General features: G+C 69.2%; 23 protein-coding genes and 2 tRNA genes. 15 read left to right on the top strand and 10 right to left on the bottom strand.

Translation table 11 applies throughout. The features are described 5' to 3' along the window. Positions 1 to 16: 16 nt before the first annotated feature. Both HW445_RS03740 and HW445_RS03745 read right to left on the bottom strand, forming a co-directional pair. Positions 17 to 517 (bottom strand): GNAT family N-acetyltransferase, encoded by a 501-nt coding sequence (locus HW445_RS03740; RefSeq protein WP_180219597.1) that lies wholly within the window; start codon positions 515 to 517, stop codon positions 17 to 19. Positions 518 to 595: 78 nt separating this feature from the next. Beyond that, a complete protein-coding gene (locus HW445_RS03745; protein ID WP_180219598.1) occupies positions 596 to 1,048 on the bottom strand; it encodes a hypothetical protein in 453 nt (150 codons plus the stop codon). 68 nt (positions 1,049 to 1,116) lie between these two features. Here HW445_RS03745 and HW445_RS03750 point away from each other — a divergent pair, with 68 nt between their 5' ends. Further along, on the top strand, positions 1,117 to 1,782 hold the full coding sequence (locus HW445_RS03750) for a hypothetical protein (protein WP_180219599.1): 666 nt from the start codon (positions 1,117 to 1,119) through the stop codon (positions 1,780 to 1,782). Positions 1,783 to 1,818: 36 nt separating this feature from the next. Here the strand turns inward: HW445_RS03750 and HW445_RS03755 are convergent, their stop codons facing one another. After that, positions 1,819 to 4,290 carry a PA14 domain-containing protein gene (locus HW445_RS03755; protein WP_180219600.1) on the bottom strand — a complete coding sequence of 824 codons (2,472 nt, stop codon included), beginning with the start codon at positions 4,288 to 4,290 and terminating at the stop codon, positions 1,819 to 1,821. 860 nt (positions 4,291 to 5,150) lie between these two features. Between HW445_RS03755 and HW445_RS33230 the strand changes: the two genes are divergently transcribed. Beyond that, entirely contained in the window at positions 5,151 to 6,479 is a 1,329-nt protein-coding gene (locus tag HW445_RS33230; RefSeq protein ID WP_257230822.1) for a mucin-2, read from the top strand. 207 nt (positions 6,480 to 6,686) lie between these two features. Here the strand turns inward: HW445_RS33230 and HW445_RS03765 are convergent. From HW445_RS03765 to HW445_RS03790, 6 genes are all read right to left on the bottom strand, one after another. Then, a tRNA-OTHER gene (locus HW445_RS03765) sits at positions 6,687 to 6,787 on the bottom strand. A gap of 355 nt (positions 6,788 to 7,142) precedes the next feature. Next, on the bottom strand, positions 7,143 to 8,435 hold the full coding sequence (locus HW445_RS03770) for an ATP-binding protein (RefSeq protein ID WP_218956529.1): 1,293 nt from the start codon (positions 8,433 to 8,435) through the stop codon (positions 7,143 to 7,145). 514 nt (positions 8,436 to 8,949) lie between these two features. Beyond that, positions 8,950 to 9,471 carry a hypothetical protein gene (locus HW445_RS03775; protein ID WP_180219601.1) on the bottom strand — a complete coding sequence of 174 codons (522 nt, stop codon included), beginning with the start codon at positions 9,469 to 9,471 and terminating at the stop codon, positions 8,950 to 8,952. Next, complete coding sequence (locus tag HW445_RS03780) at positions 9,452 to 10,462, bottom strand: hypothetical protein (RefSeq protein WP_180219602.1); 1,011 nt, start codon at positions 10,460 to 10,462, stop codon at positions 9,452 to 9,454. Before HW445_RS03780 ends, HW445_RS03775 begins: the two co-directional genes overlap by 20 nt. 618 nt (positions 10,463 to 11,080) lie before the next feature. Beyond that, a complete protein-coding gene (locus HW445_RS03785) occupies positions 11,081 to 11,746 on the bottom strand; it encodes a YdcF family protein (RefSeq protein ID WP_180219603.1) in 666 nt (221 codons plus the stop codon). A gap of 2 nt (positions 11,747 to 11,748) precedes the next feature. Then, positions 11,749 to 12,537: a GntR family transcriptional regulator gene (locus tag HW445_RS03790; RefSeq protein WP_180219604.1), complete on the bottom strand. Its 789-nt coding sequence runs from the start codon at positions 12,535 to 12,537 to the stop codon at positions 11,749 to 11,751. Positions 12,538 to 12,694: 157 nt separating this feature from the next. On the opposite strand from HW445_RS03790, the gene HW445_RS03795 reads away from it, so the two are divergent. The 10 genes from HW445_RS03795 (at position 12,695) to HW445_RS03840 (ending at position 18,958) form a co-directional block, all read left to right on the top strand. After that, complete coding sequence (locus tag HW445_RS03795; protein ID WP_180219605.1) at positions 12,695 to 13,024, top strand: hypothetical protein; 330 nt, start codon at positions 12,695 to 12,697, stop codon at positions 13,022 to 13,024. Positions 13,025 to 13,026: 2 nt separating this feature from the next. Continuing rightward, complete coding sequence (locus HW445_RS03800; protein ID WP_180219606.1) at positions 13,027 to 14,367, top strand: FtsK/SpoIIIE domain-containing protein; 1,341 nt, start codon at positions 13,027 to 13,029, stop codon at positions 14,365 to 14,367. A 74-nt stretch (positions 14,368 to 14,441) separates the two neighbouring features. Beyond that, a complete protein-coding gene (locus HW445_RS03805; protein ID WP_180219607.1) occupies positions 14,442 to 15,131 on the top strand; it encodes a DUF2637 domain-containing protein in 690 nt (229 codons plus the stop codon). Positions 15,132 to 15,149: 18 nt separating this feature from the next. Beyond that, complete coding sequence (locus HW445_RS03810; RefSeq protein ID WP_180219608.1) at positions 15,150 to 15,338, top strand: mobile element transfer protein; 189 nt, start codon at positions 15,150 to 15,152, stop codon at positions 15,336 to 15,338. A 10-nt stretch (positions 15,339 to 15,348) separates the two neighbouring features. Then, entirely contained in the window at positions 15,349 to 15,507 is a 159-nt protein-coding gene (locus HW445_RS03815; RefSeq protein ID WP_180219596.1) for a hypothetical protein, read from the top strand. 24 nt (positions 15,508 to 15,531) lie between these two features. Continuing rightward, complete coding sequence (locus HW445_RS03820) at positions 15,532 to 15,855, top strand: SpdD protein (protein ID WP_180219609.1); 324 nt, start codon at positions 15,532 to 15,534, stop codon at positions 15,853 to 15,855. 95 nt (positions 15,856 to 15,950) lie between these two features. After that, positions 15,951 to 16,133: a hypothetical protein gene (locus HW445_RS03825; RefSeq protein ID WP_180219610.1), complete on the top strand. Its 183-nt coding sequence runs from the start codon at positions 15,951 to 15,953 to the stop codon at positions 16,131 to 16,133. Positions 16,134 to 16,137: 4 nt separating this feature from the next. Beyond that, positions 16,138 to 17,622, top strand: a complete 1,485-nt coding sequence (locus HW445_RS03830; RefSeq protein ID WP_180219611.1) for a replication initiator — start codon at positions 16,138 to 16,140, stop codon at positions 17,620 to 17,622. Then, positions 17,619 to 17,807, top strand: a complete 189-nt coding sequence (locus HW445_RS03835; protein WP_166025932.1) for a helix-turn-helix domain-containing protein — start codon at positions 17,619 to 17,621, stop codon at positions 17,805 to 17,807. Before HW445_RS03830 ends, HW445_RS03835 begins: the two co-directional genes overlap by 4 nt. Continuing rightward, positions 17,807 to 18,958, top strand: a complete 1,152-nt coding sequence (locus tag HW445_RS03840) for a site-specific integrase (RefSeq protein ID WP_180219612.1) — start codon at positions 17,807 to 17,809, stop codon at positions 18,956 to 18,958. The genes HW445_RS03835 and HW445_RS03840 overlap by 1 nt, the downstream gene beginning before the upstream one ends. 77 nt (positions 18,959 to 19,035) lie before the next feature. On the opposite strand, the gene HW445_RS03845 is transcribed toward HW445_RS03840, so the two are convergent. Further along, positions 19,036 to 19,112 (bottom strand) — tRNA-Thr (locus tag HW445_RS03845). 194 nt (positions 19,113 to 19,306) lie between these two features. Here HW445_RS03845 and HW445_RS03850 point away from each other — a divergent pair. The 3 genes from HW445_RS03850 (at position 19,307) to HW445_RS03860 (ending at position 21,958) form a co-directional block, all read left to right on the top strand. Further along, the gene (locus HW445_RS03850; RefSeq protein WP_180219613.1) at positions 19,307 to 20,422 is read left to right on the top strand and encodes an ABC transporter ATP-binding protein; all 1,116 of its coding nucleotides are present in this window, start codon (positions 19,307 to 19,309) and stop codon (positions 20,420 to 20,422) included. 234 nt (positions 20,423 to 20,656) lie between these two features. Next, positions 20,657 to 21,112 (top strand): hypothetical protein, encoded by a 456-nt coding sequence (locus tag HW445_RS03855; RefSeq protein WP_151774298.1) that lies wholly within the window; start codon positions 20,657 to 20,659, stop codon positions 21,110 to 21,112. A gap of 114 nt (positions 21,113 to 21,226) precedes the next feature. Beyond that, positions 21,227 to 21,958: a nucleotidyltransferase family protein gene (locus tag HW445_RS03860; RefSeq protein ID WP_180219614.1), complete on the top strand. Its 732-nt coding sequence runs from the start codon at positions 21,227 to 21,229 to the stop codon at positions 21,956 to 21,958. The last annotated feature ends 79 nt before the right edge of the window (positions 21,959 to 22,037 follow it).

Below are 22,037 nucleotides of genomic sequence, written 5' to 3' on the forward strand. Positions count from 1 at the left end.
CGCGCCGTCCCCGGCTTCAGGCCGCCGGCTCCCCGGGCCGCCGTGCGGTCCCGAGCGCGGTGAGCGCCTCGTCGGTCAGCCGGAACACCGTCCACTCGTCCTGCGGCCGGGCGCCCAGCGCCCGGTAGAAACCGATCGCCGGCTCGTTCCAGTCCAGCACCGACCACTCCAGCCGCTGGTAGCCCCGCTCCACGCAGAGCCGCGCCAGTTCCTCGAGCAGCGCCCGTCCGTGCCCGCCGCCGCGCGCCTCCGGCCGGACGTACAGGTCCTCCAGGTAGATGCCGTGCACGCCGCGCCAGGTGGAAAAGTTCAGGAACCACAGCGCGAACCCGGCCGGCTCCCCCGTCACGTCGTCCACCGCCATGTGGGCGTACGCGGCGGGCCGTTCCCCGAACAGCGCCTGGCGCAACTGCCCCTCGGTGGCCACGGCCTCCTCGAGCGCCTTCTCGTACTCGGCGAGTTCACGGACCATGGCGTGGATGACGGGCACGTCGGCCGGCGCGGCGGGTCGGATCATGCCGCCATCCTCACACGGCACGACGCGGCCGGACGGCCCGTCCCGGGGATCGGACACCCCCGTGCGTCCGCCCTGAGGTCAGTGGAACCAGACGACGAGACGTACGTTCTCCGCGCCGTGGATCTCACCGAGGACGCGCATGACGCTCCAGACGCGGCCCCAGGCGGTGTCGGTCCCCGCGGCCGACGCGCGGCTCCGCGTCCCTGAGGCGTCCGTCTCCTGCCAGTCGGTGGCCGCCAGCTCGGCCCAGGTCAGCCACGTCGTCCCGTGCACGGAGCGGGGGCCGCCGCACTCGGCGAACTCCCTCCGCAGCCCTTCCGACGCGTCATCCGGAAAACCACGGCCTTCGGCGAGCGGGCGGAAGCCGAAGTAGTTGCGGATCCCGAAGAGACAGGCCAGGCCGTCGTAGGCGTTGCCGCTGTTCAGCAGCAGGAGGTCGATGCCCGCTTCCCAGACGGTCTCCTCGTCGTCCAGCCCCCACGGTCGGGCTCCCGGCCGGCACTCGATCATTCCGCTGACATCGGTCGACATGGCCTGATCCTGCCTCAGGTGGATACCGCCCCTCCGACCGTTGCTCGATCGTCCGGGGGGATTGATCCATGTCCGAGGGCTTGCAGAGACCACCACGCCCCGACGAGGAAGCCGAACTGCTACGGCGGTTCCACAACGGGGACACCCTCGACAACCTGCCGGTGATCAAGCCCCTGGCGCCGCCTCCACGACGTGCCCCTGTCGGCCGGCTGATCGCGGCCGTCCTGGGCATGGGCCTCCTCACGGGTGTGGGCGGAGCGCTCATCGCGCAGCAGGTGCTGGACGACGGGACGACGGCCGCCGCCCCCGCGCCCGACGCCAAGGCATCCGCCTCGCCACCTGACGGCAGCGAGGCCGCCACCCCCTCCCCCGAAAGCGCGTCCGAACCTGCGCCTGCGCCCGAACCCGAACCCGAGACCACTGTCCAAGCGGCCGCCGTCGAGCAGGTCCGCATCATCCGGACCCCGTCGACCGGCGGTGACGTCGCGGCGACGTTCTGCCTGGTGTACACGGGGAGCACGTCAGGGCCCGAGCGTGAGGCGATCCTGTTGCTGAACGCGCCCGCCTACCAGTGCGCGGACCTCCTGCCGTACGACCCTGAAAGCGGGCCGTTCATGACCGAGGCCCCCGACTGCCCCGAGCCGTCCCGGGCCGCCGTGCTCTCCTTCGCGGAGTCCACGGAGTGGGGGGCGAACCTGATGTACACGTGCCTGACGGAACACAACGGCGCGTAGGGCGGCACACCCGGGCCCGACACGCGGGGCACGGCCTCACACGGCGGAACCCTTGGCCGCCGCGTAGTGGGTCACGGCGGCCGTCGTGCCGTCGGCGAGGGTGCCGGTGATGCGGAAGAACGTCGTCGACCCGGTCGGCACGGTCACGGCGCTCGGGTAGCGGGTGCGAGCCGGGTCGGCCGCGACGGTGAGGAGCGTCTCGTAGGCGCCGGTGGCCGCGTTCCAGCGCTCGAGGCGGTAGGTGGCGATGTCGGCGCACACGGCCTGCCCGGCCTCGCCGGCCCCGTCGACCTCGTCGACCTCGTCGGTGCAGCCCCACTCCAGCCGGCCGGTACGGGCGACGTCGTCCGGGTTGAGGACGGTCAGCGGACCGCCCTGCGCGCCGCGGGCGTCGTCGGGCCGGTGGTCGAGCTCGGTGACGGTGACGGTCGGGGCCTGGCCGACCGGGATGCCGTTGCCCCACGCGTCGTACGCGACCACGGCGAAGGTCACCGTCTCGCCGTCGGCGGGTCCGACGCACAGCAGCGCGTTGGCCACGGAGGTGCCCTTCGACGGATCGACGGCGTCGCTGCACCCGCGGCTGTCGTAGCGGCTGCTTCCGTCCTCCCCCCGCACGACGCGGGTGGCGGCGTAGCGCAGGCCGGTCTCCGCCGGGGTGTCCCAGCTCAGCAGGACGCCGTCGGCGCGGGGCGTGGCGGTCAGGCCGGTGAGCGGGGCGGGCGCCACGCCGTCGGGGGTGACGGTGACCGGCGTGGACCGCGGCGACGCGTTGCCGGCGGCGTCCGTGAGCACGGCCGTGTACGTGTAGGCCGTCCCGTCGAAGGCGGGCAGCTCGTCCATGTACGCGTAGGGCCACGTCGGAGAGGAGTCCTTCGCCACCGTGCCGATGAGCTCGGGGTCGTCGCCCGACGCGCCGCCGGTGGAGCGGTAGACGCCGAGGACGCCCCCGTTCCTGAGCTCTTTCTCGGTGCCCGTGTCCCAGTTGACCTTGAGGGTGTGCGGCGTGTTGTCGAGGTGCGAGACACGGAGGGCGGGCGCGGCGGGCACCACGGTGTCGACGGTCGCGACCTCCAGGGCGGGCGTCTGCTCGGACACGTTGCCCGCCCGGTCGCTCGTCACGAGGTAGTAGCGCAGGATCCGACCGTCACGGGGGAGGCCGGTCGCCGTCCACGTGGTGCGGTCGGTGATCACCATCGGGGCCCAGTCGCCGACCGCGGTCTGCTGGTACAGCCGGTAGTAGGCGCGGTCCATCTCCGTGTTGGCGGCCCAGGAGAAGGTGGCGGAGTCGGTGTTCTCGTCATAGGCGACGCGGAGCCCGGTGGGCGTGAGCGGCGGGACCTGGTCGACGGACGCGTCGGTACGCGGGGTGTAGTCGAACTTGACGGCAGCGGCGCCGGTCCAGTTGACGTAGTCCACCCGCAGGGTGTGCTCGCCCTGCGGAACGGTCAGGTTGACCGTCTTGGAGACGGTCGTGGACCCGTTCTTCCACAGGTCGATCTTGCGCACGCCGTCGAGGTAGACGCGGATGCCGTCCTGGCCGGAGGCGGTCAGTGTGAAGGGGCCGCCGGAGCCGAAGTCGCGGGTCACCTGCCAGCGGACGCCGAAGTCGTTGACCGGCAGACCGGAGGCGGCGGTGCCGGTGCCCCAGTTCTGGTCGATCGCGCTGTCCGTGTCGGTGCGCGCGGGCGTGCCCGAGAAGGAGGTGTTGGCGAAGAACTGCCGCAGGTAGACGGGCTTCCCGGTGACCGAGACGTCGGAGGAGCCGGAGGACTCGTTGCCTGCCTTGTCGAAGGCGCGGACCTCGTAGAGGTGGGTCGTGCCCCCACTGGTGGTGTCGGTGAAGGAGGTGCCGGTGACCGTGGCGAGGGGAGCGCCGAAGGAGGTCTGGCCCGGGGTGCGCCGGTAGACGCGGTACCCGGCGACGTCCATCTCCTTGTTCGCCGTCCACTTCAGGAAGTTCCGTCGGGCGCCCGCGTCACGGGCCACGGAGGGGCCGGTCGGGGCGAGGGGGGCGACCTTGTCCACCGTGGCGGAGGTGCGCGGGGCGTAGGCGAACGTGACGTCGGCCGAGCCGGTCCAGTTGACGTAGTCGACCCGCAGGGTGTGTTCACCCTTCGGGACAGTGAGGTCGACCTTCGTGGAGACCGCGGTGGAGACGTTCTTCCACAGGTCCACCTTGCGGACGCCGTCCAGGTAGACACGGATGCCGTCGCGGGAAGAGGCCGTGAAGGTGAACGGGCCCCCGGAGCCGAAGTCGCGGGTGAGCTGCCAGCGGACGCCGAAGTCGTTGCTCGGCAGTCCGGAGGCGGGAGCGCCGGCACCCCAGTCCTGGTCGATCTTGCTGTCGCAGTCCGTCTTCTTCGGAGCGCCGGAGAAGGTGGTGTTCGCGAAGAACTGGCGGGTGAAGACGTTGGCCGCGCAGGCCGTCGCCGCCGACGCGGAGGACGGGGCGACGACGGTGACGAAAGCGCCGGTCATCGCCATCACCACCGCGGTCGAGGCCGACATACGAGTCGTTCGGGCACTGCCCACTGGATCCCCTTCACAAAAGGTGAGCGCCCTTCGGGCGATCCGACGACCAGTCAGATACGCAAGTGGCGCATGGGGTTGTAGGCCGCCCCGCACTTTTTCGACGCGGGGTCTCCACACCGTCCGCCCATCCTGCGGCCGCGCACCCGACGACCGGTCGAATCCGATCAAGGGCCTGCCGTGTTCTTTCGGACAGCGAGCGGAAAAGCCGGTTTCGCCGATTCTCGGTAAGTGCCCCTCTCCTGAGAGTCCAGGCAAACCGGCAATTACCTCCCACGCCGGCGGCTCACACGTCGCATGCCACCGGCATCTCGTAGCGCATGACGCTCACCTGAAGGTCGCCCCATTCACATGCACGCGAATCACCCCGCGAAAAATGACCGCAAGGCACCACACCCGACGATTGACACCCCACGAGCCCCTATCTACTGTCCATGCAATCAAGCGAATGCAGAACGAAATACCGAACGATGGGCAAGGGGCGAGGGAACGCCTCGAGAGCCGCTTTCCCACCCAGGTACCGGGGAGACCACACCGCCCCCACCCCTGAACGCCAGACCTCGCCCCACCGCTCGGAGCCGCTCGCCGTACCCCTCCGCCGACCGGGACCGTTCCCCGTCAGCGCCTGACACGGACATCGAAGGACCAGCTACCCGAATTTCCGATTCGGTTTTCCGGTACAGCCGCCGAATCCGTGGTAAGCGCCGGGTTCCTGAACAGCGTCGCCCTCCACCGACGCTCCACCGGCTCTCTCCACCGGCGGAGGCAGGCGGATTCCTCCCGCCAACGGGAAACTCCTTCATCCCCCCACACCGTCCGACAAGGAGCACACCTCGGCCATGAAAAGACGCACTTTCCTGGGACTGGGCACCGCCGGAGCAGTGGCCGCCGTCCAGATGTACGGGGCCACCACGGCAAGGGCATCCTCCGCCGCCCCGGCAGCCGCACCGACCCAGCGCTTCGCCATCGGGGTGAGGGAGTACTCCTGGGCACGCGGAAGCCGCCGGCTGACCACCCGGATCTTCTACCCCGCCACCGGCACTCCGGGCGGCAATCCGGTCGTCAATGCCCCCGTCGCCGACGGCGTCTTCCCGGTCTGCGAGTTCAGCCACGGACTCGGCGGCAATCCCGAGAGCTACGCACCGCTGATCCGCCCCCTGGCCGAGGCCGGTTTCGTCGTTCCAGCCCCCGTCTTCCCCACCACCTCCAGCGGTACCTCGGGCAACATCCAGGACGTCTACAACGGAAACCAGTCCCTGGACGTCTCGCAGGTCATCAGCAACACCCTCGCCCTCCACACCACGGCCGGCGACCCGTTCGCCGGGCACCTCGACACCCGCGTCGGCGTCGGAGTCGCGGGCCATTCGCTGGGCGGCATGACCACGCACGGACTGCTGACCGCCTGGCCGGACAGCCGGATCACCGCCGCCGTCCCGTTCGCCTGCGTCGACATGGGCAACCCGAGCAGTACGGTGGCGGCCAAGGTCATGTTCGTCCACGGCGACCAGGACCCCACCTGCCAGTACTCCTCCGCCCGCCAGGCCTACGGGGAACTGCCCGCGCCCAAGGCGTTCCTCACCCACCGCGGCGCACGCCACGACGAGTACATATGGAGCGGCTACAACCACACGCAGACCGTCGCCACCTACGTGGACTGGATGCGCTGGAGTCTTTACGCCGACACCGCCGCCCGCGACCGCCTCCCCACCGACGCCACCTCCAACACCACCACCACGAGCTGGGAAGCCGTCCTCACCACGTCCACCCCGACCGGGCCGGTGGTGAGCCTCCGCTCCCGGGCCAACAACCAGTACGTCTGTGCGGAGAACGCCGGAGCCAACCCGCTCGTCGCCAACCGCGCCACCGTGGGCGACTGGGAGCGCTTCGACCTGGTCGACCTCGGCGGGGGCGCCGTCGCACTGCGCGCCCGTGTCAACGGCCGGTACGTCTGCGCCGAGAACGCCGGCGCCGGCGCGCTCATCGCCAACCGCACGACCGTGGGGCCCTGGGAGACCTTCCAGCGCGTGAACAACTCCGACGGCACCACCAGCCTGCGCGCCCAGGCCAACAACCAGTACGTCACGGCCGGGAACGGCGGAACGAGCCCGCTCATCGCCGGCCGCACGGCGATCGGCCCCTCCGAGTCGTTCGACCTCACCAGCATCTGACCGTCCGCCCCCCGACCCTCCCTGGGTCACCCGCCGCTGGTCCCGAGTCCTGCGGGACGAGAAGACGGCCGACGCCGCCCCAGGACACACCCCACGGCGCTGGTTGCTCCACAACGACGGGACCAAGGGTCGACCGTCGTCGATGTCGGAGGTGGATACCGAAGGCCCCGGACCATGATCGGTCCGGGGCCCTCGTCCTGCGCTACCTGGAGCCCCCTGTCGGGCTCGAACCGACGACCCCCGCTCTACATGTTTTCTCCGGGCAAGGCGGTGACCTGCGGAAATGATGATCTTAGCGCCGCTGAACTGCGGAAACGCGACTCGACGGTTCTCGCGAGTTCGCGACGTTTCCCGGCCTCGCGTGTGCCGCATGTGCGCCGCCGGGCGCTCCTGACTCCGGTGCCTCAACCGTGGACGGGGCACCAGGACGAGCAGATGGACACCGAGCGGTCTACCTGCTCGACGCACGTCGTCTCCGAACCCACGGCCCGCCCCATGAGCACGGGACCCTCCACGCGTCACGGTCCACGCCGTCCCGTGGCCGCTCTCCGCAGATTCCCCTCCGACGCACGTCCATGCTGTCCTTGGCCGCCCGGCCGGTCCCCTTGGCGGGGAGGACGAGTCGGACCGCCTCAGGGCCGACGGGCGGCGCCGCCCCGTTCCTCAAGGACCGAGTTGCCACAGAGAGTCCATGGGCAACGCCCGGATCCGGTCGCCGAAGGGCAGAGTCTGCTGTCCGGTGTACAGGACGTAGCCGGCGACGAACCGGTCGCCGAGCAGATTGGCGAGGTGGCGCAGGCCCGAGAGGTCCTCAGTGCGAACGGTTGCTCCGGCCTTGACCTCGACCCCGATCACGTCGCCCCGTGGAGTTTCGATGACAGCGTCCACCTCGACCTTGTCCTTGGTGCGGTAGTGGAAGAGCCGGCCCTGCTGCTCGGACCATGTGAGCTGGCGAGCGAGCTCCATGACGACGAAGTTCTCCAGCATGGCGCCGGCCGCTCCATCCGGTTCGGCAAGCCGGGCAGCGTCCTGGCCGGTCAGGTGGCAAGCGACGCCGGTGTCGACGAAGGCAAGCTTCGGCGTGCCCACCGCTCGTCCCGTCAGCCCTGAAGTCCAGGCGGGGATGCTCTTGATGAGGAAGACAGAGGCAAGCAGCTCCAAGTAGCGCACCAGCGTGGTTCGGGGGATGCCCGAGGCGGTGGCGAGCGCGGCGGGGACGAGCAGCCCACCTGCACGTCCGGCCAGGAGACCGAGGAGTTTCAGCAGCTCACCATGTCGCTCGATGCTGGCGAGTTCCAGAACGTCTCGTTCGATGAGAGTCGACAGGTAGGAGTTGAAGAACGCGGTCCGACGGCGAGGCGCGCGCTTCACGGCCTCGGGGAAACCGCCGACGACCGCGCGGTCCAGGTAGTCACGCTTGCGCAAGGTCGATGTACGGCTGAGTCCGGGACCGTGAGCGAAGGCGGCGTCGATGAACCGGTCCGGCCCACCGTGCAGTTCCCCCTGGGAGAACGGCCAGAGTTCGATGACTTCCATGCGTCCGGGCAAGGCGTCCGGCAAGGTTCTCATCGCCAGGATCCTGGAGGATCCGGTCAGCAGAAAGCGCCCTGGGGCCGGATCCAGATCGACGGCGACCTTGATGGCGCTCAGCAACTCGGGAGCAAGCTGGATCTCATCGATGACCATCATCGAGTCGTGCTCGACGAACCCTGCGGGGTCGTCCTTCGCCGCCCGGAGCGTGGCGGCATCGTCCAGCAGACGCAGAACCGGTTCCGTCCTGCGCGCGGCGGTCAGACGAGTCAGGGTCGACTTGCCGGCCTGCCGTGCCCCGTTGACCAGCACGACCCGAGTGTCGTCGAGTGCCTCCGCGACGAGGGCCTCAGCCCGCCTCGGAAACAGATCACGCTTGGTTGTCATGCAGCACAGCTTGCCAACAGGAGCATGATCAATGGTCATTCAGACGCCTTATCCGTGGTCATTCAGCCGCACGAGCGATGGGCATCTGGACGGATGACTGGGTGGGCATCTCACGGAGAACGCCGACCCCAGGCGTGCGAGCAGCGCCGTGATGAGGTGAACGGGCCGGCCGCGTAGAACGGTGTCGGCAGGCGTGGCCGCTCTGTCCCCATGGACAGGAAACGCCCCCTCCGGAGCATGGCCCGGAGAGGGCGTTCCGCGTTCCCGATGAAACGCCTGAGCCTGGAGCCCCCTGTCGGGTTCGAACCGACGACCCCCGCTTTACAAGTTCGATCTCGACTGACTTCGACTGAGGTGCACAACCGACTCGAACACCGGCTACGAGTGCTGCTGTCCCTCCACATTCGCTGTCGTTGATGTCAGCCATAGATGTCAGAGAGACCAGATGCGTAACTCGTCGAGTACACGACACTACCCATCCGCAGCCGACCGGCCTGTTCGCGACCCGCGTATATCTACGACAGGTGACGCCAGCGGTAACAGGCCTCGCGCTTTACGGAGTCAACTCATTTCGGAAGATGGACCTGATCCTTTTAAGGATCACCATCAAAACGAGAACGAAGTGAGTGAGAAGGTAAGCGAGTGCTGCAGTGACCCACGGATTGAAATTATCCATGCCCCTAGAGGCCCCTACGGCAAGACTAATCGCCACCGTCAGCGCAATTACAAGAGCGTAGGTCGTGTTGGCTTGAAGTTGCCGAATCAGGCGAATCTTGACAGAGGTGGACAAGGTTTCGACCTGCGACTCCCTTACCTGGGCAGCAGCCCGCAAGGCGACATCAAAAGAGAGGACCAGGAGATTGAATAGCAAGCCGCACATCAGCGACAGCGCTGTTAGGAGATCACCGATTCCCCCCATTTTCCAGCCTTGCCATATGGCGACAGCGGAAACGGTCAGAGGGAATCCGTAGAGTGAAACGATGTCACCCTTGGAGATCGTTTCAGTGCTACCGGCCCCTGTACGGAGCGTTTGAAAATGATCAATGAAGATCGGCTTAAGGTTCAGCATCCTCACTCGGGGGTACCTCCAGCCGGTAATCGTTCCAGGACGTTGGCCACGAGAACTGTTGCTCAGCCACCGAAGTCCGAGTAAGGCTTACGTCTTCCGCAAGCTCTACAGCAATCTTCAGCGCCTCACGATAGAAGACGTCATCGGCCAGGTCCCCCTCAGGATCGAGCAGCTCCTGATCGATGTCGAACGTGACTAGTGGAGTCTTACCAGAGGACACTGACACTGTCTTAGACAGGCGGCCCACCTGCACTTCTAGCCTCAGGTCGTCGTAGTTGACTTCCTGCCACTCAAGGAGACTCGATACCTGGGCGTCACCGCTGATCACTTTCGCGATGGCCTTCTTGGGCAGGAACCTGCGTCGAGGGGCGCTGATCACGGTCTCGAAGGTGCCCAGCTCCCTTTCATGCTGGCCCAGGTCATACTGGTCTGCTATGTCCCCCGGAATTTGGTTTCGAACCAATCGAATCTTTTTAATTTCGCCCTGATCCAGGATTCGGGCCAGCGCTGCCTCTGGGGCAAGGTTATTAACTTCGACTACGTATTCGGGAAAGCTTTTCCTGAAGGCGCGCCGCAATCCCGTGGAAAAGGCAGTGTAGACACCTCGGTTGCCGACCCGTTCGGTAAGGAAAAGGCCCACTTCTCGCCCCTTCGGTAGAATCAGAAGGCTGCGAAAGTTCCGCATCTCGACGTCAGTTCGCTCCCGATTGAAGCGAGGTGCTCCACTGCCTCGCTCCTCGAATTGCGATCTTACTCCGTACTCACCGCGCGCCAGTGTGACCCGAATGTGCCTGTGGTGCCGCGATATCTCGTGCGACCGGAGAACCGTGTCATTATCCGAGTCGTCAAATCCCTCTTCTTGTAGAAATGTGAGATACCCGTGGAATACCTGCAAGAGGTCGATTCCGCTCTCAGTGAAATTATCGAGAGGGAGATATTCTTTCTTCTGTCGCCGATGAACAACGATCTTGTATGCAGCAATGGAACGCTCGGCCACGTTCAACCCCCCTCGGCAACGGTGAGAACAGCGATCATAACTCAACACCGACATAAAAGATGTGGCTTACCTTAAAGTAGTGCGCCATCTTCAAGATGGGCAGGGATTTATGGCACGTAGCTGCACATTTCAGATGAGCGCAGCCATATCGCCTGCCCAGCTCCCATCCCGTCTGCCGTCGACCCACACACCGTGGAGCAGGCGCGGTGCCTGGCGTCCAGGTGGAGCGCGCCACTGTACGAACGACCTGGACGCCAGGTGCCGTGTCTGCTCGGCTCTGCCTGGGTCGACGGCAGACGGGATGGGAGCCCTCCGCCCCAGCCCTCTTCGGCCGGTACCCGCCCGCGGTGCCCCCGCCATCTCGGAGCCTGAGCGCCCCCGCCGGAGGCATGTCTTTCACTGCGGCCTCGGTGGTGCGGTACTCGCCTCTCCGCCTGGCCCTGCTCCTCCCGTGGGCGCGCGTCGGCATAGCGTGCGCGGAGCGGGCCGAAGGCAGGAGCGCAGCGCGACGCGGAGCCGGGAGCGCGCCCGGCGGAGCGGAGCGCAGCCGGGCTTGATGAGGTAGAGAAATTCGTAACAACGGGCTACGCGTCTGCTCGGGTCAATGCCCGGTGCTGGTCAGCTCGTTGTCGTGTCGGTGGCAAGGAGCCGACTGGTGAAGCCGTTGCGACACAGTCGCTGGTACGCGTCCATGACGTCGTCCGGGACGGGCTGGCGGATCATGAACCCCTGCTCGGGGTAGACCACCAGCCGCTGCAGCGCCCCCACCAGCATGTCGATCACGAGTCGCTCGTCCCCGATGGAGTCGCTGTACTCCTCGTACGTCATCGGCGTGGACGCGCTGACGATCTCGACTTCGGGCCACAGCTTGCGGGCGGTGGCGTAGGCACGCCGCTCCTCGTACGGCTTGCTGATCAGCAGCACCGACGACACCGGCACGCCGGCCTCGGCCAGCAGCTCCCTGGAGAAGCGGATGTTCTCACCGGTGTTGCGCGCCCGGGGCTCGACGAGGATCGCCGTCTCGGGCACGCCCAGCTCGAGTGCGCGCTCCCGATAATGGACGGCTTCTCCTCGCGGCATGCGCTCTCGCGTCGTGGGGCTCGTGGCGCCGGTGAACAGGAGCAGGGGGGCCAGTCCTCGCCGGTACAGCTCGACGGCGGTGTCGGCCACGCCGAGATCGTGGCTTCCGAGGCCGATGGCGACCGAGCAGGGCCGGGCATGGTGGCGCATCTGGTGGTACTCCCACAAGCGCTTGGCGTCTGCCCGGTCCTGCTCTGAGATCACGTCTAGCCCTTCGGGTCCGCTGCGGAGTCCGGCACCTTGAAGTCATACTCCCAGGCGAACCGAGAGGCTGCGTGCACGCCGATGGCGAACTCCACCACCAGGTCCTCGGCGGTGTAGGCCGTGCGGTGCAGCTCGACGACCGGTTCACCCGGCGGCAGCTGCAGTTGCTTCACCTCGTCGGCGGTGGGGACGCGGGCGAAGAGCTGTTCCTTCATGTGGTCGATCTCGTAGCCGGCGTCGTAGAGCACCCGGAACCCGCCGCCTCGTCCGGCCGGTCCCGGTGTGGGATCGACGAGGCGGGTGCCCTCGACGTGCTCGGGGAGGTAGTAGCTCGTCAGCGTGTGGGTGGGCTGCTCGCCTTCCTTCACCAGCCGTGCGCGCGCGTAGACCTCCGCGCCTTCCGGAAGTCCGTAGGCCGCGGCCACCAGTGCCGGCGCTTCCACGAGGCTGACGGTCTGCGTCTGCTCGTTGCGGCGATAGGCGCGGCCGGACGCCACGCGGTCGGCGATGAACGCGACCTCGTCCCCGTCCCGCCACTTGGCCTTGTCGTAGCGGGCGATACCGAGCCGCTTCAGTGGCGCTTGCTTACGGACCACCGTGCCGTGACCTCGGGAGGAGGTGACCAGGCCTTCGGCTTCAAGGGCCTTGTAGGCGGCGTGAACCGTGGACTTGGAGCCCGCGCCCTTTTCCACCAGCTCCCTGATGTGCGGCAGCTGCCGTCCCGGCTCGTACTTGCCGCTCCTGATCTCCTCGGCCAGCTTGTCCGCCAGCTCTCGCCACTTGGCCGCCATGTGCGCCCCTTCCGTTCCCTCTAAGTCAAACACAGTCCCAGGACTGTTGACAGTCCCAGGACTGCGTGCCACAGTCTCGTCAAGGCCGCCGCAGTCCTAGGACTGCAATGGATTGGCGAGCCTTCGAGCTGTCCCGACTTCACTTCTGGGAGTGCACATGCCGTCCTTCAAGATCGACACTTCGACCGCCGTGGTGTTCGTGGCGACCGCGCCGACGCCCAAGCTCGCGAACGCCAAGACCGGTGAGCGCGCGATGGACCGGGAGACCGGAGCGCCCCTGTCGACCGTGGGCCTGCTCGTCTCGGACGAGGGTGAGGGCAACCTCTACCAGGTGACCATCCCGGAGACGGGCTACCCCGAGGGCCTGGCGCCGGGGATGCCGGTGAAGGTGATCGGGCTCAAGGCGCGGGACTGGGAGAACGAGTTCAACGGGCAGAAGCGCCACGGCATCTCGTTCCGCGCCGTTGCCATCACGGCGGCGGTCTGACCATGGCTGACCTGACGGTGTGGGTGGAGGCGACCGGCGCGTTAGCGGGTGCGGGTGGTCTCGGCTACGCGAAGGCGCGGGCGCCGCGCGTGTACTGGTCGCTGGTGGGCAAGCCGCTCACGGTGGGCCGGTTCACGCTCCGGTACCGCTCCACGATGGACGTGTGCGGGCTGACCGTGCAGCCGTCCGGCCTCCGGGCGTTCATGGCCCGGAACGTCGCCCGGCGCGAGGTGCAACCGGTGCCGCCGAAGGTTCGCCGGGTCCGGGGCACGTCGACCGGCCTGCGGGTCACGCTCCGGCTTCCCGCCGGCCTCGAACCCGCCGACGTCATCGCCTCGACCGAACGCCTGCGCCACGCCTGGGGCGTTCACTCCGTGACCGTCGCCCCGGTGAAGCCTGGCTTCGTCGAGCTTCGGATGACCGGCTACGACGTCCTGCGCGACGTCCGGATGCCGGCCAAGGCCCGCCCGCGGGACATGGTGGTCCCGGTCGCTCTGCGGGAGGACGGAACGCCGTTCGAACGTGACTACCGGGCGGTACCGATGGCGCTGACACTGGGGGCGAACTTCTCCGGGAAGTCGATGTATCAGCGCAACCTCATCAAGGGCTTGGCCCAGCTCCCCGCCGCCCTGGTGGGCATCGACTGCAAGCGCGGCGTGGAACAGGCCGGCTACGCGCCGCGGCTGTCGGCGCTGGCCACCGACCCGGACCGGGCGGCCGACCTCCTGGACGTGCTGCTGACGGAGATGGGCGACCGGTTCGACCTGCTCAGCCTCTACGGCGCTGCGGATCTGTGGGAGCTGCCGGACGAGGTGCGGCCGGTGCCGGTCGTGGTCCTGGTGGACGAGGTGGCGGAACTGTTCCTGACCTCCTCGAAGAAGGAGGAGGAACGCCGGGAGCGGATCGTGACCGCACTGATCCGGCTCGCGCAGATGGGCCGCGCCGCCGGCCTCTACCTCGAAGTGTGCGGGCAGCGCTTCGGCTCCGACCTCGGCCGCGGCGCCACCATGCTCCGAGCCCAGCTCACCGGCCGCGTCGTCCACCGCGTCAACGACAAGGAAACGGCAGAGATGGGGCTCAAGGACGTCGCCCCGGCGGCGGTCCCGGTGGCCTGCCAGATCCCCGCCGACCGCCCCGGAACCGCGGTCGCCACCGACGCCTCCGGCGGCTGGTGCCGCATCCGCACCCCGAAGGTCTCCCGGGACGAGGTGATCGCGGTCTGCCGCGAGCACGCGCACCTGGTCCCCGACGTTCCTGCCCTCGAACCGTTCCGGCCCTACGTGCCCGAGCCGGTCGCCGGGCAACGCCCTTCGCTGGTCAAGCCGGTCCCGGCAACCGAATGAAGCCGCCGGGGCCGGGCGGTCGAACTGCTCCCGCCCGGTCCTGGCCCAACTCCCCCAAAGGGAGGTGACTCCTCATGGCTCGACTGCTCCGCCCGGACGCGGTGCTCATCCAGGCCGTCATCGCGGGCGCTCTGTCCTTCTCCCACCTACACGACCTCGCGGAAGCCGCCGGGCAGACCGGTTGGAAGGCGTGGGCCTACCCGATCTCCGTGGACCTGCTACTGGTCGCCGCATGGCGTCGACTGCGCACCGTGCGAGACGGCGGGGCCTGGACCTGGTTCATCGTCGCCCTCTTCGCCTCGCTCGGCGCGAACATCGCTACCGCCGGCCTTCTCGACCTCACCGACGTGCCGGACTGGCTACGCATCCTCGTCGCAGGGTGGCCCGCTCTCGCCTTCCTCGGTGGCACCCTCCTCGTCCACTCCCCGGCCCACACCACCTCGGACGAGGCACCGGTCCCGGACGAGGTGACGCCGCCCGTCGACCGTGCGCCTGCGGAAGTCGAGATGGAGCGCGCCGAAGAGCCCGACCCCGAACCGGCTCCGGTCGACTCCACCCCGCCCGTGCCCGAGCTGGCTCCGGTGCCTCCGTCAACACCTGCCACGCCAGCGATCCCGTCCGCGCTCCTCGACCACGCTCGCAAGCTGGCGGACTCCCACCAGGCCGCCACCGGCTCACCGATCCCCGTGGACGTCCTTGCGGCCCGTCTCGGCCTTCCGGCCCCGATGACCGACCAGATCGTCGCGCAACTTCAACTCACCTGACTGACCAGGAGGTTCTACGTGTCCGCGTACCGACGCTTCCGCAACAAGATCCGAATAGGCCTGGTGCAGGTCGCCACCTACTACGACGGCCGTGGCCGGGACCAGCACACCGCGGTCTGCACCGCCCCGCGCTGTGACTTCTCCGGCGATTACCCGACCAGGGCCGGGGCCGAGCTCGCCGCCCAGACCCACCGCTGCAAGGCGTGAGGAGACGGCCGTGATCGACGTCCCGCTCTGGCTCGCCCTGGTCGCCGTCGCCCTCCTCGGCATCCGCCTCGTCCGCCCGCCGTTCTGGCTCGTTGCCGCGCTGCTGCTGGCCGGTTACCTCTCCGCCGACACGTTCATCGGCACCGCGCTCCGCTCCGTCCTCGACTGAATACGGCCGAAGGGATCACTCCTGATGTTCACTCCGAAGTACCCGCCCGCGGTCTCCATACCGGCCACGCCCGTCCAGCCGATACCCGAGCCGGAGAGGCCCGGCGCGGCCCCGGCGGTGTACCAGCCGGCGCCGATGGCACCTGCCGCCGCTGGTCGGCCGGTCATCCAGCTCACGCCCGGAAGCGCGGTCGCCCTCGCCGCCGGTGGCGGGGCCGTGGTCCTGGTCGTCGGCGCCGTCCTGGTCTCGATGCTCCTGGCGGTCGCCATCACCGGCGTCTCGATCGCCGTCACCGCGATCGTCCTGCGCCTGCTCGTCAACGACATGCACAACAAGCCCCAGCGCTGAACGGCCCCCGGGGCGGCCTCGGTCGCCAAACTTCCGCCGCCCCGGGCGCCTGCACCACTCCCAGACCCCAACGGACCCGGAAGGGAAAGCCCATCATGCCCCAGCACCCCCCGGCCTCGCGGATCTGCCGCGACTGCGACGGCTTCGCCACCGCCGCCATCACCACCGGCACCTGCCACCCGGACGGCACCCGTCAGACGCTCCCGGTCACCTGCCCCACCTGCAAGGGCACCGGCCGCACCGCCCCCGCCGGCGCTCTCGCCACCGTCCGGCGGTAACCGCATGACCGTCGCCACTGCCGCGGCGGGCCTGGACCCGGCCACCCTCGCAGACCTCCTGCGGGTGGCCGGGTCCCCCGGCTTCGACCGCGTCCAGGACCAGATCCGCCGCACCGGCGGCTGCTCCGACCCGATCCACCTCCGCGGCTCCACTGTCACCCGCGACCGTGAGACCGGACAGGTCCTCTACGCCTACTCCACCGACACCGAGCCCGGTGGGCGGCTCCGCGTCGCCTGCGGCAACCGCCGGGCCTCCCGCTGCCCGTCCTGCGCCTGGACCTACGCCGGAGACACCTACCACCTGATCCGCGCCGGCCTCACCGGCGACCCGGCCAAGGGCACGCCCCACACCGTGCGCGACCACCCGCGAGTGTTTGCCACCCTCACCGCGCCCTCGTTCGGCCCGGTCCACAACCGGCCCGGCAAACGCCCCTGCCGCTGCGGCACTTGGCACCAGGAGGACGCCCCCGAACTCGGCACGCCGCTCGACCCGGAAACCTACGACTACGCCGGTGCGGTGCTGTGGAACAACCACGCCTCCGACCTGTGGCGCTACTTCACGATCTACCTCCGCCGCGAGATCGCCAAGCGGGCCGGGCTGACGCAGAAGGACGCCCGCGAACAATCCCGCGTCTCCTTCGGCAAGGTCGCCGAGTACCAGAAACGCGGAGCGGTGCACTTCCATGCGGTGATCCGCTTCGACGGACCCGCCGGACCTGACAGTCCGCCGCCGCGCTGGGCCACCCTCGACCTGCTCACCGACGCCATCCACGCCGCCGCGGCCCGCGTGGCAGTCGACGTCCCCGCCGCCGGGAAGCAGCCGGCCCGCACGCTGCGCTGGGGCACCCAGCTCGACGTACGACCCATCCGCGCCTTCGACGACGGTGAGGACATCACCGAAGCGGCCGTCGCCTCCTACGTCGCCAAGTACGCCACCAAGGCCGCCGAGACGACCGGCGCCGCGGATGCGCCTGTGCACTGCCGCACCTGCCGCGGCACCGGCCGCTCCCCCCGCTACGACCGCGCCGACGCAGCACTCGGCCGCTGCGCCACCTGCCAGGGCACCGGCCTGGGCGAAGACCTCAAACGCCTGGACATCCCCGAACACGCCCGGCGCCTGATGGTCGCCTGCGTCAGCCTCCAGCCGCTCTACCGGGACCGGCAGCTTGCCCGGTGGGCCCACATGCTCGGCTTCCGCGGCCACTTCTCCACCAAGTCCCGCACCTACTCCACCACCCTCGGTGCGCTCCGCCAGATCCGCGCGGACTACCGCGCCGCCCAGCACCGCGCCGCCCTCGGCCTGCCCGACCCCGCCGACACCGCCGAGGACACCACGCTCACCCTCGCGCACTGGGCCTACGCCGGCCACGGCCACACCCCCGGCGAATCCTGGCTCGCCGCATCCATCGCCCGAGACATCCAGCTCAACCGCGAGACCGCCCGCGAAGCCCTGCTCGACCAACTCGCCCTGGAAGGAGCCGCAGCATGACCACCGCGACCGCCGAACTGCTGACCGTGCCGGAGGTCATGGCCCGGCTCAAGCTCGGACGCTCCACGGTCTACGACCTGATCCGCTCGCGTCGTCTCACGTCCATCACCATCGGCCGTTCCCGTCGCGTGCCGGCGGACGCCCTCCGGGACTTCATCGCCCGCGAGATCGAGGAGGCCGCCTGATGGCCCAGCAGCGCAAGCGCAACCCCAACGGCGCGGGAACCATCACCAAGCGCAAGGACGGCCGCTATCACGCCGCCGTGTACGTCCTCCAGCCCGACGGCACCCGCGCCCGCAAGTTCGCATACGGCAAGACCTGGGCCGAGTGCGACAGCAAGCGCCGGGAACTTCTCGCCAAGGTGGACCAGGGCGTGCCCGTGCCGACCCGGTCGGCCAAGCTCGCCGAGTGGCTGGCCTTCTGGCTGGACAGCGTGGTCAAGCCGCGCCGCAAGCTCAGCACCTACGACAAGTACGAGGCGCACGTGCGCCTCTACCTCTCCCCGATGCTGGGCACGAAACGGCTGGAGTCCCTGAGCGCTCCCGACGTCCGTCGCTTCCTCCTGCAGCTGGAGAAGAAGACCACCGCGGCCACCGCCAAGGAGTCGCACCGCGTCCTGCGCACGGCCCTCTCCGCCGCCTGCCGCGAGGAGCTGATCACGCGCAACGTCGCCACGCTCGTGGAGCCGCCCCGGCCGACCCCACGGGAGCTGAGCCCGTGGTCGCTGGACGAGACGCTCGACTTCCTCGCCGCCGCCCGCCGGGACCCGCTGTACGCGGCCTTCGTGCTCGCCATCGCCATGGGCCTGCGCCGGGGCGAGATCGTCGGGCTTCGCTGGCGGGACATCGACCTCGAGTACCGCGTCCTCCTGGTGCGCCAGCAGGTGCAGCGTCGACGCGGGGTGCTCTACAACGACGAGACCAAGGGGCGCCGCTCGCGTGCCCTGCCCCTGCCGGCCATCTGCATCGCCCCGCTGCGCTGGCATCGGATGCGGCAGCAGTCGGCGTACGCGGCCGCCGGCATCGACTGGACCTCTGAGGGCTACGTCTTCGCGACCCGCACCGGGCGGCCGATCGAGCCGCGGAACGTGCACCGGTCCTTCGTCCGCGTCAGCGAGTCCGCCGGCCTCCGGCCCGTCCGGCTGCACGACGCCCGGCACGGCTGCGCCACCCTCCTCACCGCCGCCGGGGTCGCACCCCGCGTCGTCATGGAGATCCTGGGCCACAGCCAGATCAGCATGACCATGGACGTCTACACGCACGTCGTGCAGGACACGCAGCGGGAGGCGATCAGCCACATGGACCGGCTGCTGAAGCGGCGGCCCGCCCGTGAGTGACCGCCCTCGTTGATGTCAGACGTGGATGTCAAAGGCCCCGGACCATGATCGGTCCGGGGCCTTCGCCCTGTCCTGCCTGGAGCCCCCTGTCGGGTTCGAACCGACGACCCCCGCTTTACAAGAGCGGTGCTCTGGCCAGCTGAGCTAAGGAGGCGTTGCCCGAGCAGTGTACCCACCGGGTGCGGCGACCTCGCCGAGAATTGTTGTGAACTTCTCCCCCGGACCCTGCTGACTTTCGAGGGTCGGGCGGGTTAACGTCCGTGCAGCCCGGTTCTCCGGGCCGCACAGCCACCACCTTCCACTACGGATCGTCCGGCACGTTCCTGCCGGTGAAGGGGGCCTCTCACCATGGCCACTGTTACGTTCGACAAGGCGACCCGCATCTACCCCGGCGGCACCAAGCCCGCGGTCGACGCGCTCGAGATCGAGATCCAGGACGGCGAGTTCCTCGTCCTCGTCGGTCCGTCCGGTTGCGGCAAGTCCACCTCCCTGCGCATGCTCGCGGGTCTCGAGGACGTCAACGGCGGTGCGATCCGCATCGGCGACCGCGACGTCACCCACCTGCCGCCGAAGGACCGGGACATCGCCATGGTGTTCCAGAACTACGCGCTCTACCCGCACATGACGGTCGCCGCGAACATGGGCTTCGCGCTCAAGATCGCGGGCGTGCCGAAGGACGTCATCCGGCAGAAGGTGGAGGAGGCCGCGCGCATCCTCGACCTCACCGAGTACCTGGACCGCAAGCCGAAGGCGCTCTCCGGCGGTCAGCGTCAGCGTGTGGCGATGGGCCGCGCCATCGTGCGTGAGCCGCAGGTGTTCCTCATGGACGAGCCGCTGTCCAACCTGGACGCCAAGCTCCGTGTCTCCACCCGTACGCAGATCGCGTCGCTCCAGCGCCGTCTGGGCATCACCACCGTCTACGTCACCCACGACCAGGTCGAGGCCATGACGATGGGCGACCGGGTGGCCGTGCTCAAGGACGGTCTGCTCCAGCAGATCGACACCCCGCGCAACATGTACGACCGCCCCGCCAACCTCTTCGTGGCCGGCTTCATCGGCTCGCCCGCGATGAACCTGGTCGAGGTCCCGATCACCGACGGTGGCGTGAAGTTCGGCAACAGCGTGGTCCCGGTCAGCCGTGAGGCGCTGTCCGCCGCCGCCAACCGCGGCGACACCACGGTGACCGTGGGCATCCGCCCCGAGCACTTCGACGTCGTGGAGCTCGGCGGTTCCGCCGGTCTCGCCAAGGACGCCGGTCTCGAGGTCTCGGTCAACGTGGTCGAGGAGCTCGGCGCCGACGGTTACGTCTACGGCACCGCGCGGGTCGGCGGCGAGGACAAGGACCTGGTGGTCCGCGTCAACGGCCGTCAGGTCCCGGAGAAGGGCGCCAAGCTGCACGTCGTCCCGAAGGCGGGCGAGACCCACGTCTTCTCGACCTCCACCGGCGAGCGTCTCTCCGACTGATCCGGTACACCGGACCCGGACTCCAGCTCGGATTCGGACTCCAGCTCGGATGCGAAGGCCCCGCGGCCTCACGCCGCGGGGCCTTTCGCCGTACGGGCACCCTGCGAACACCGTGCGAGGCACCCCACGCACGGCCCGGCACGTCAACCTGGTCGCTCGAATGCTTCACCGAAACGTCACCCATCAGGGTTACCAAATGTCGCCGGACAACTACCGCCCGCTACCCTCACTCGCGTGAAGCACACCACGAACCAGCAGACGCGCGCCGGCCGCGGTCCCGCCCGGGGGATCGGCCGCACGCTCGCCCTCGTCCTCCCCGTCGTCCTGGTCCTCTCCGGCACGCTCGCGGTCACCCGGGTGAACTGGTCGGGCGAGCCCGCCGACCAGGTGCTCGCAGCGGCGAACGCGGGTGCCCCGGCGGGCGTCTCCGCCAAGGGCCGTCCCGCCGCGCAGGACGTGCTCCGTGACCGGCTCCTGGCCGAGCTCCAGGAGAAGGACCCGGGCGTCGCCCTCACCCACCTGCAGAAGGCGATCGACGAGCGGCCGTCGCTGGCCCGCCACTGCGCCTCCATCGCCCGCGCGCTGGGCAGGGCCGCGGTCCGGGCCTACGGACCGGTGCAGGCGCAGTCCTTCTCCCGGCCGGTGTGCGACACGTCGTTCGCCACGGGGGTGGCCGCCGCGGGCAACTAGGTCCGCGAGCGTCTCCGCCCACCCCTCTCCCCCTCTCTCCCTCTCTCCCTCTCTCCCTGTTCCCCTTCCCCCTGCTCGACCTGTGGCGCGCGGGGCGCACGTACAGTGCGGTCCATGACCGATCCGAACGCCGCCGCGCGCCCCGTCCAGGCCGTCATCCTGGCCGGTGGCCAGGGCTCACGCCTGCGCCCGTACACCGACGACCGGCCCAAGCCGATGGTGGAGATCCCCGGCACGGGCACGCCGATCATCGGCCACCAGATCGCCTGGCTCGCCCAGGAGGGCGTGACCGACGTGGTCGTCAGCTGCGGCCACCTCGCCGAGGTGCTGGAGAAGTGGCTGGACACGGCCGACCTGCCGGTGCGGGTCACCACCGTCGTCGAGCCCGAGCCGCTCGGGCGGGGCGGCGGGCTCAAGTACGCGGCGGAGCGTCTGCCGCATCCCGACCGCCCCTGGTACGCCACCAACGGGGACATCTGGACCCGGTTCTCGCTGCGAGACATGGCGGACTTCCACGCCGGCCGGGGCGCCACGGCCACGCTGGCGCTCGCGCGGCCGCGGCTGCCGTGGGGGGCGGTCCGGACCGACGGGTTCGGGTACATCAGCGACTTCATCGAGGCGCCGCCGTCGACCCTCGAGATCAACGCGGGCGTCTACGTCTTCTCGCCCGAGTTCACGGAACTGCTGCCGGACCGGGGCGACCACGAGCGCAGCACGTTCCCGCAGCTGGCCCGTGAGCGGCGGCTGGCCGGGTTCTCCATTCCGCACGGTGCGTACTGGCGGGCCATCGACACGGCGAAGGACCTCACGGAGGCCGCCAAGGAACTCGCCGCGCTCAACGGCTGACGCGGCACGGCACCTGTCCCGCGCGCCGCACGATCCGGCGCCGATCCGCCCCCTCCCTTCCCAGGAGGGCTCAGCCGCC

Source organism: Streptomyces sp. UH6 (assembly GCF_013421635.1).
Taxonomy (GTDB): domain Bacteria; phylum Actinomycetota; class Actinomycetes; order Streptomycetales; family Streptomycetaceae; genus Streptomyces; species Streptomyces abyssomicinicus.

Excerpts from the sequence above, each read along its gene's own strand:
- HW445_RS03800 (WP_180219606.1), top strand. The coding sequence starts at position 13,027 with ATGGCTGACCTGACGGTGTGGGTGGAGGCGACCGGCGCGTTAGCGGGT.
- HW445_RS03750 (WP_180219599.1), top strand. The coding sequence starts at position 1,117 with ATGTCCGAGGGCTTGCAGAGACCACCACGCCCCGACGAGGAAGCCGAA.
- HW445_RS03820 (WP_180219609.1), top strand. The coding sequence starts at position 15,532 with ATGTTCACTCCGAAGTACCCGCCCGCGGTCTCCATACCGGCCACGCCC.
- HW445_RS03755 (WP_180219600.1), bottom strand. The coding sequence starts at position 4,290 with ATGTCGGCCTCGACCGCGGTGGTGATGGCGATGACCGGCGCTTTCGTC.
- HW445_RS33230 (WP_257230822.1), top strand. The coding sequence starts at position 5,151 with ATGAAAAGACGCACTTTCCTGGGACTGGGCACCGCCGGAGCAGTGGCC.
- HW445_RS03825 (WP_180219610.1), top strand. The coding sequence starts at position 15,951 with ATGCCCCAGCACCCCCCGGCCTCGCGGATCTGCCGCGACTGCGACGGC.
- HW445_RS03805 (WP_180219607.1), top strand. The coding sequence starts at position 14,442 with ATGGCTCGACTGCTCCGCCCGGACGCGGTGCTCATCCAGGCCGTCATC.
- HW445_RS03840 (WP_180219612.1), top strand. The coding sequence starts at position 17,807 with ATGGCCCAGCAGCGCAAGCGCAACCCCAACGGCGCGGGAACCATCACC.
- HW445_RS03830 (WP_180219611.1), top strand. The coding sequence starts at position 16,138 with ATGACCGTCGCCACTGCCGCGGCGGGCCTGGACCCGGCCACCCTCGCA.
- HW445_RS03835 (WP_166025932.1), top strand. The coding sequence starts at position 17,619 with ATGACCACCGCGACCGCCGAACTGCTGACCGTGCCGGAGGTCATGGCC.
- HW445_RS03790 (WP_180219604.1), bottom strand. The coding sequence starts at position 12,537 with ATGGCGGCCAAGTGGCGAGAGCTGGCGGACAAGCTGGCCGAGGAGATC.
- HW445_RS03745 (WP_180219598.1), bottom strand. The coding sequence starts at position 1,048 with ATGTCGACCGATGTCAGCGGAATGATCGAGTGCCGGCCGGGAGCCCGA.
- HW445_RS03795 (WP_180219605.1), top strand. The coding sequence starts at position 12,695 with ATGCCGTCCTTCAAGATCGACACTTCGACCGCCGTGGTGTTCGTGGCG.
- HW445_RS03860 (WP_180219614.1), top strand. The coding sequence starts at position 21,227 with ATGACCGATCCGAACGCCGCCGCGCGCCCCGTCCAGGCCGTCATCCTG.
- HW445_RS03850 (WP_180219613.1), top strand. The coding sequence starts at position 19,307 with ATGGCCACTGTTACGTTCGACAAGGCGACCCGCATCTACCCCGGCGGC.
- HW445_RS03770 (WP_218956529.1), bottom strand. The coding sequence starts at position 8,435 with ATGACCATTGATCATGCTCCTGTTGGCAAGCTGTGCTGCATGACAACC.
- HW445_RS03740 (WP_180219597.1), bottom strand. The coding sequence starts at position 517 with ATGATCCGACCCGCCGCGCCGGCCGACGTGCCCGTCATCCACGCCATG.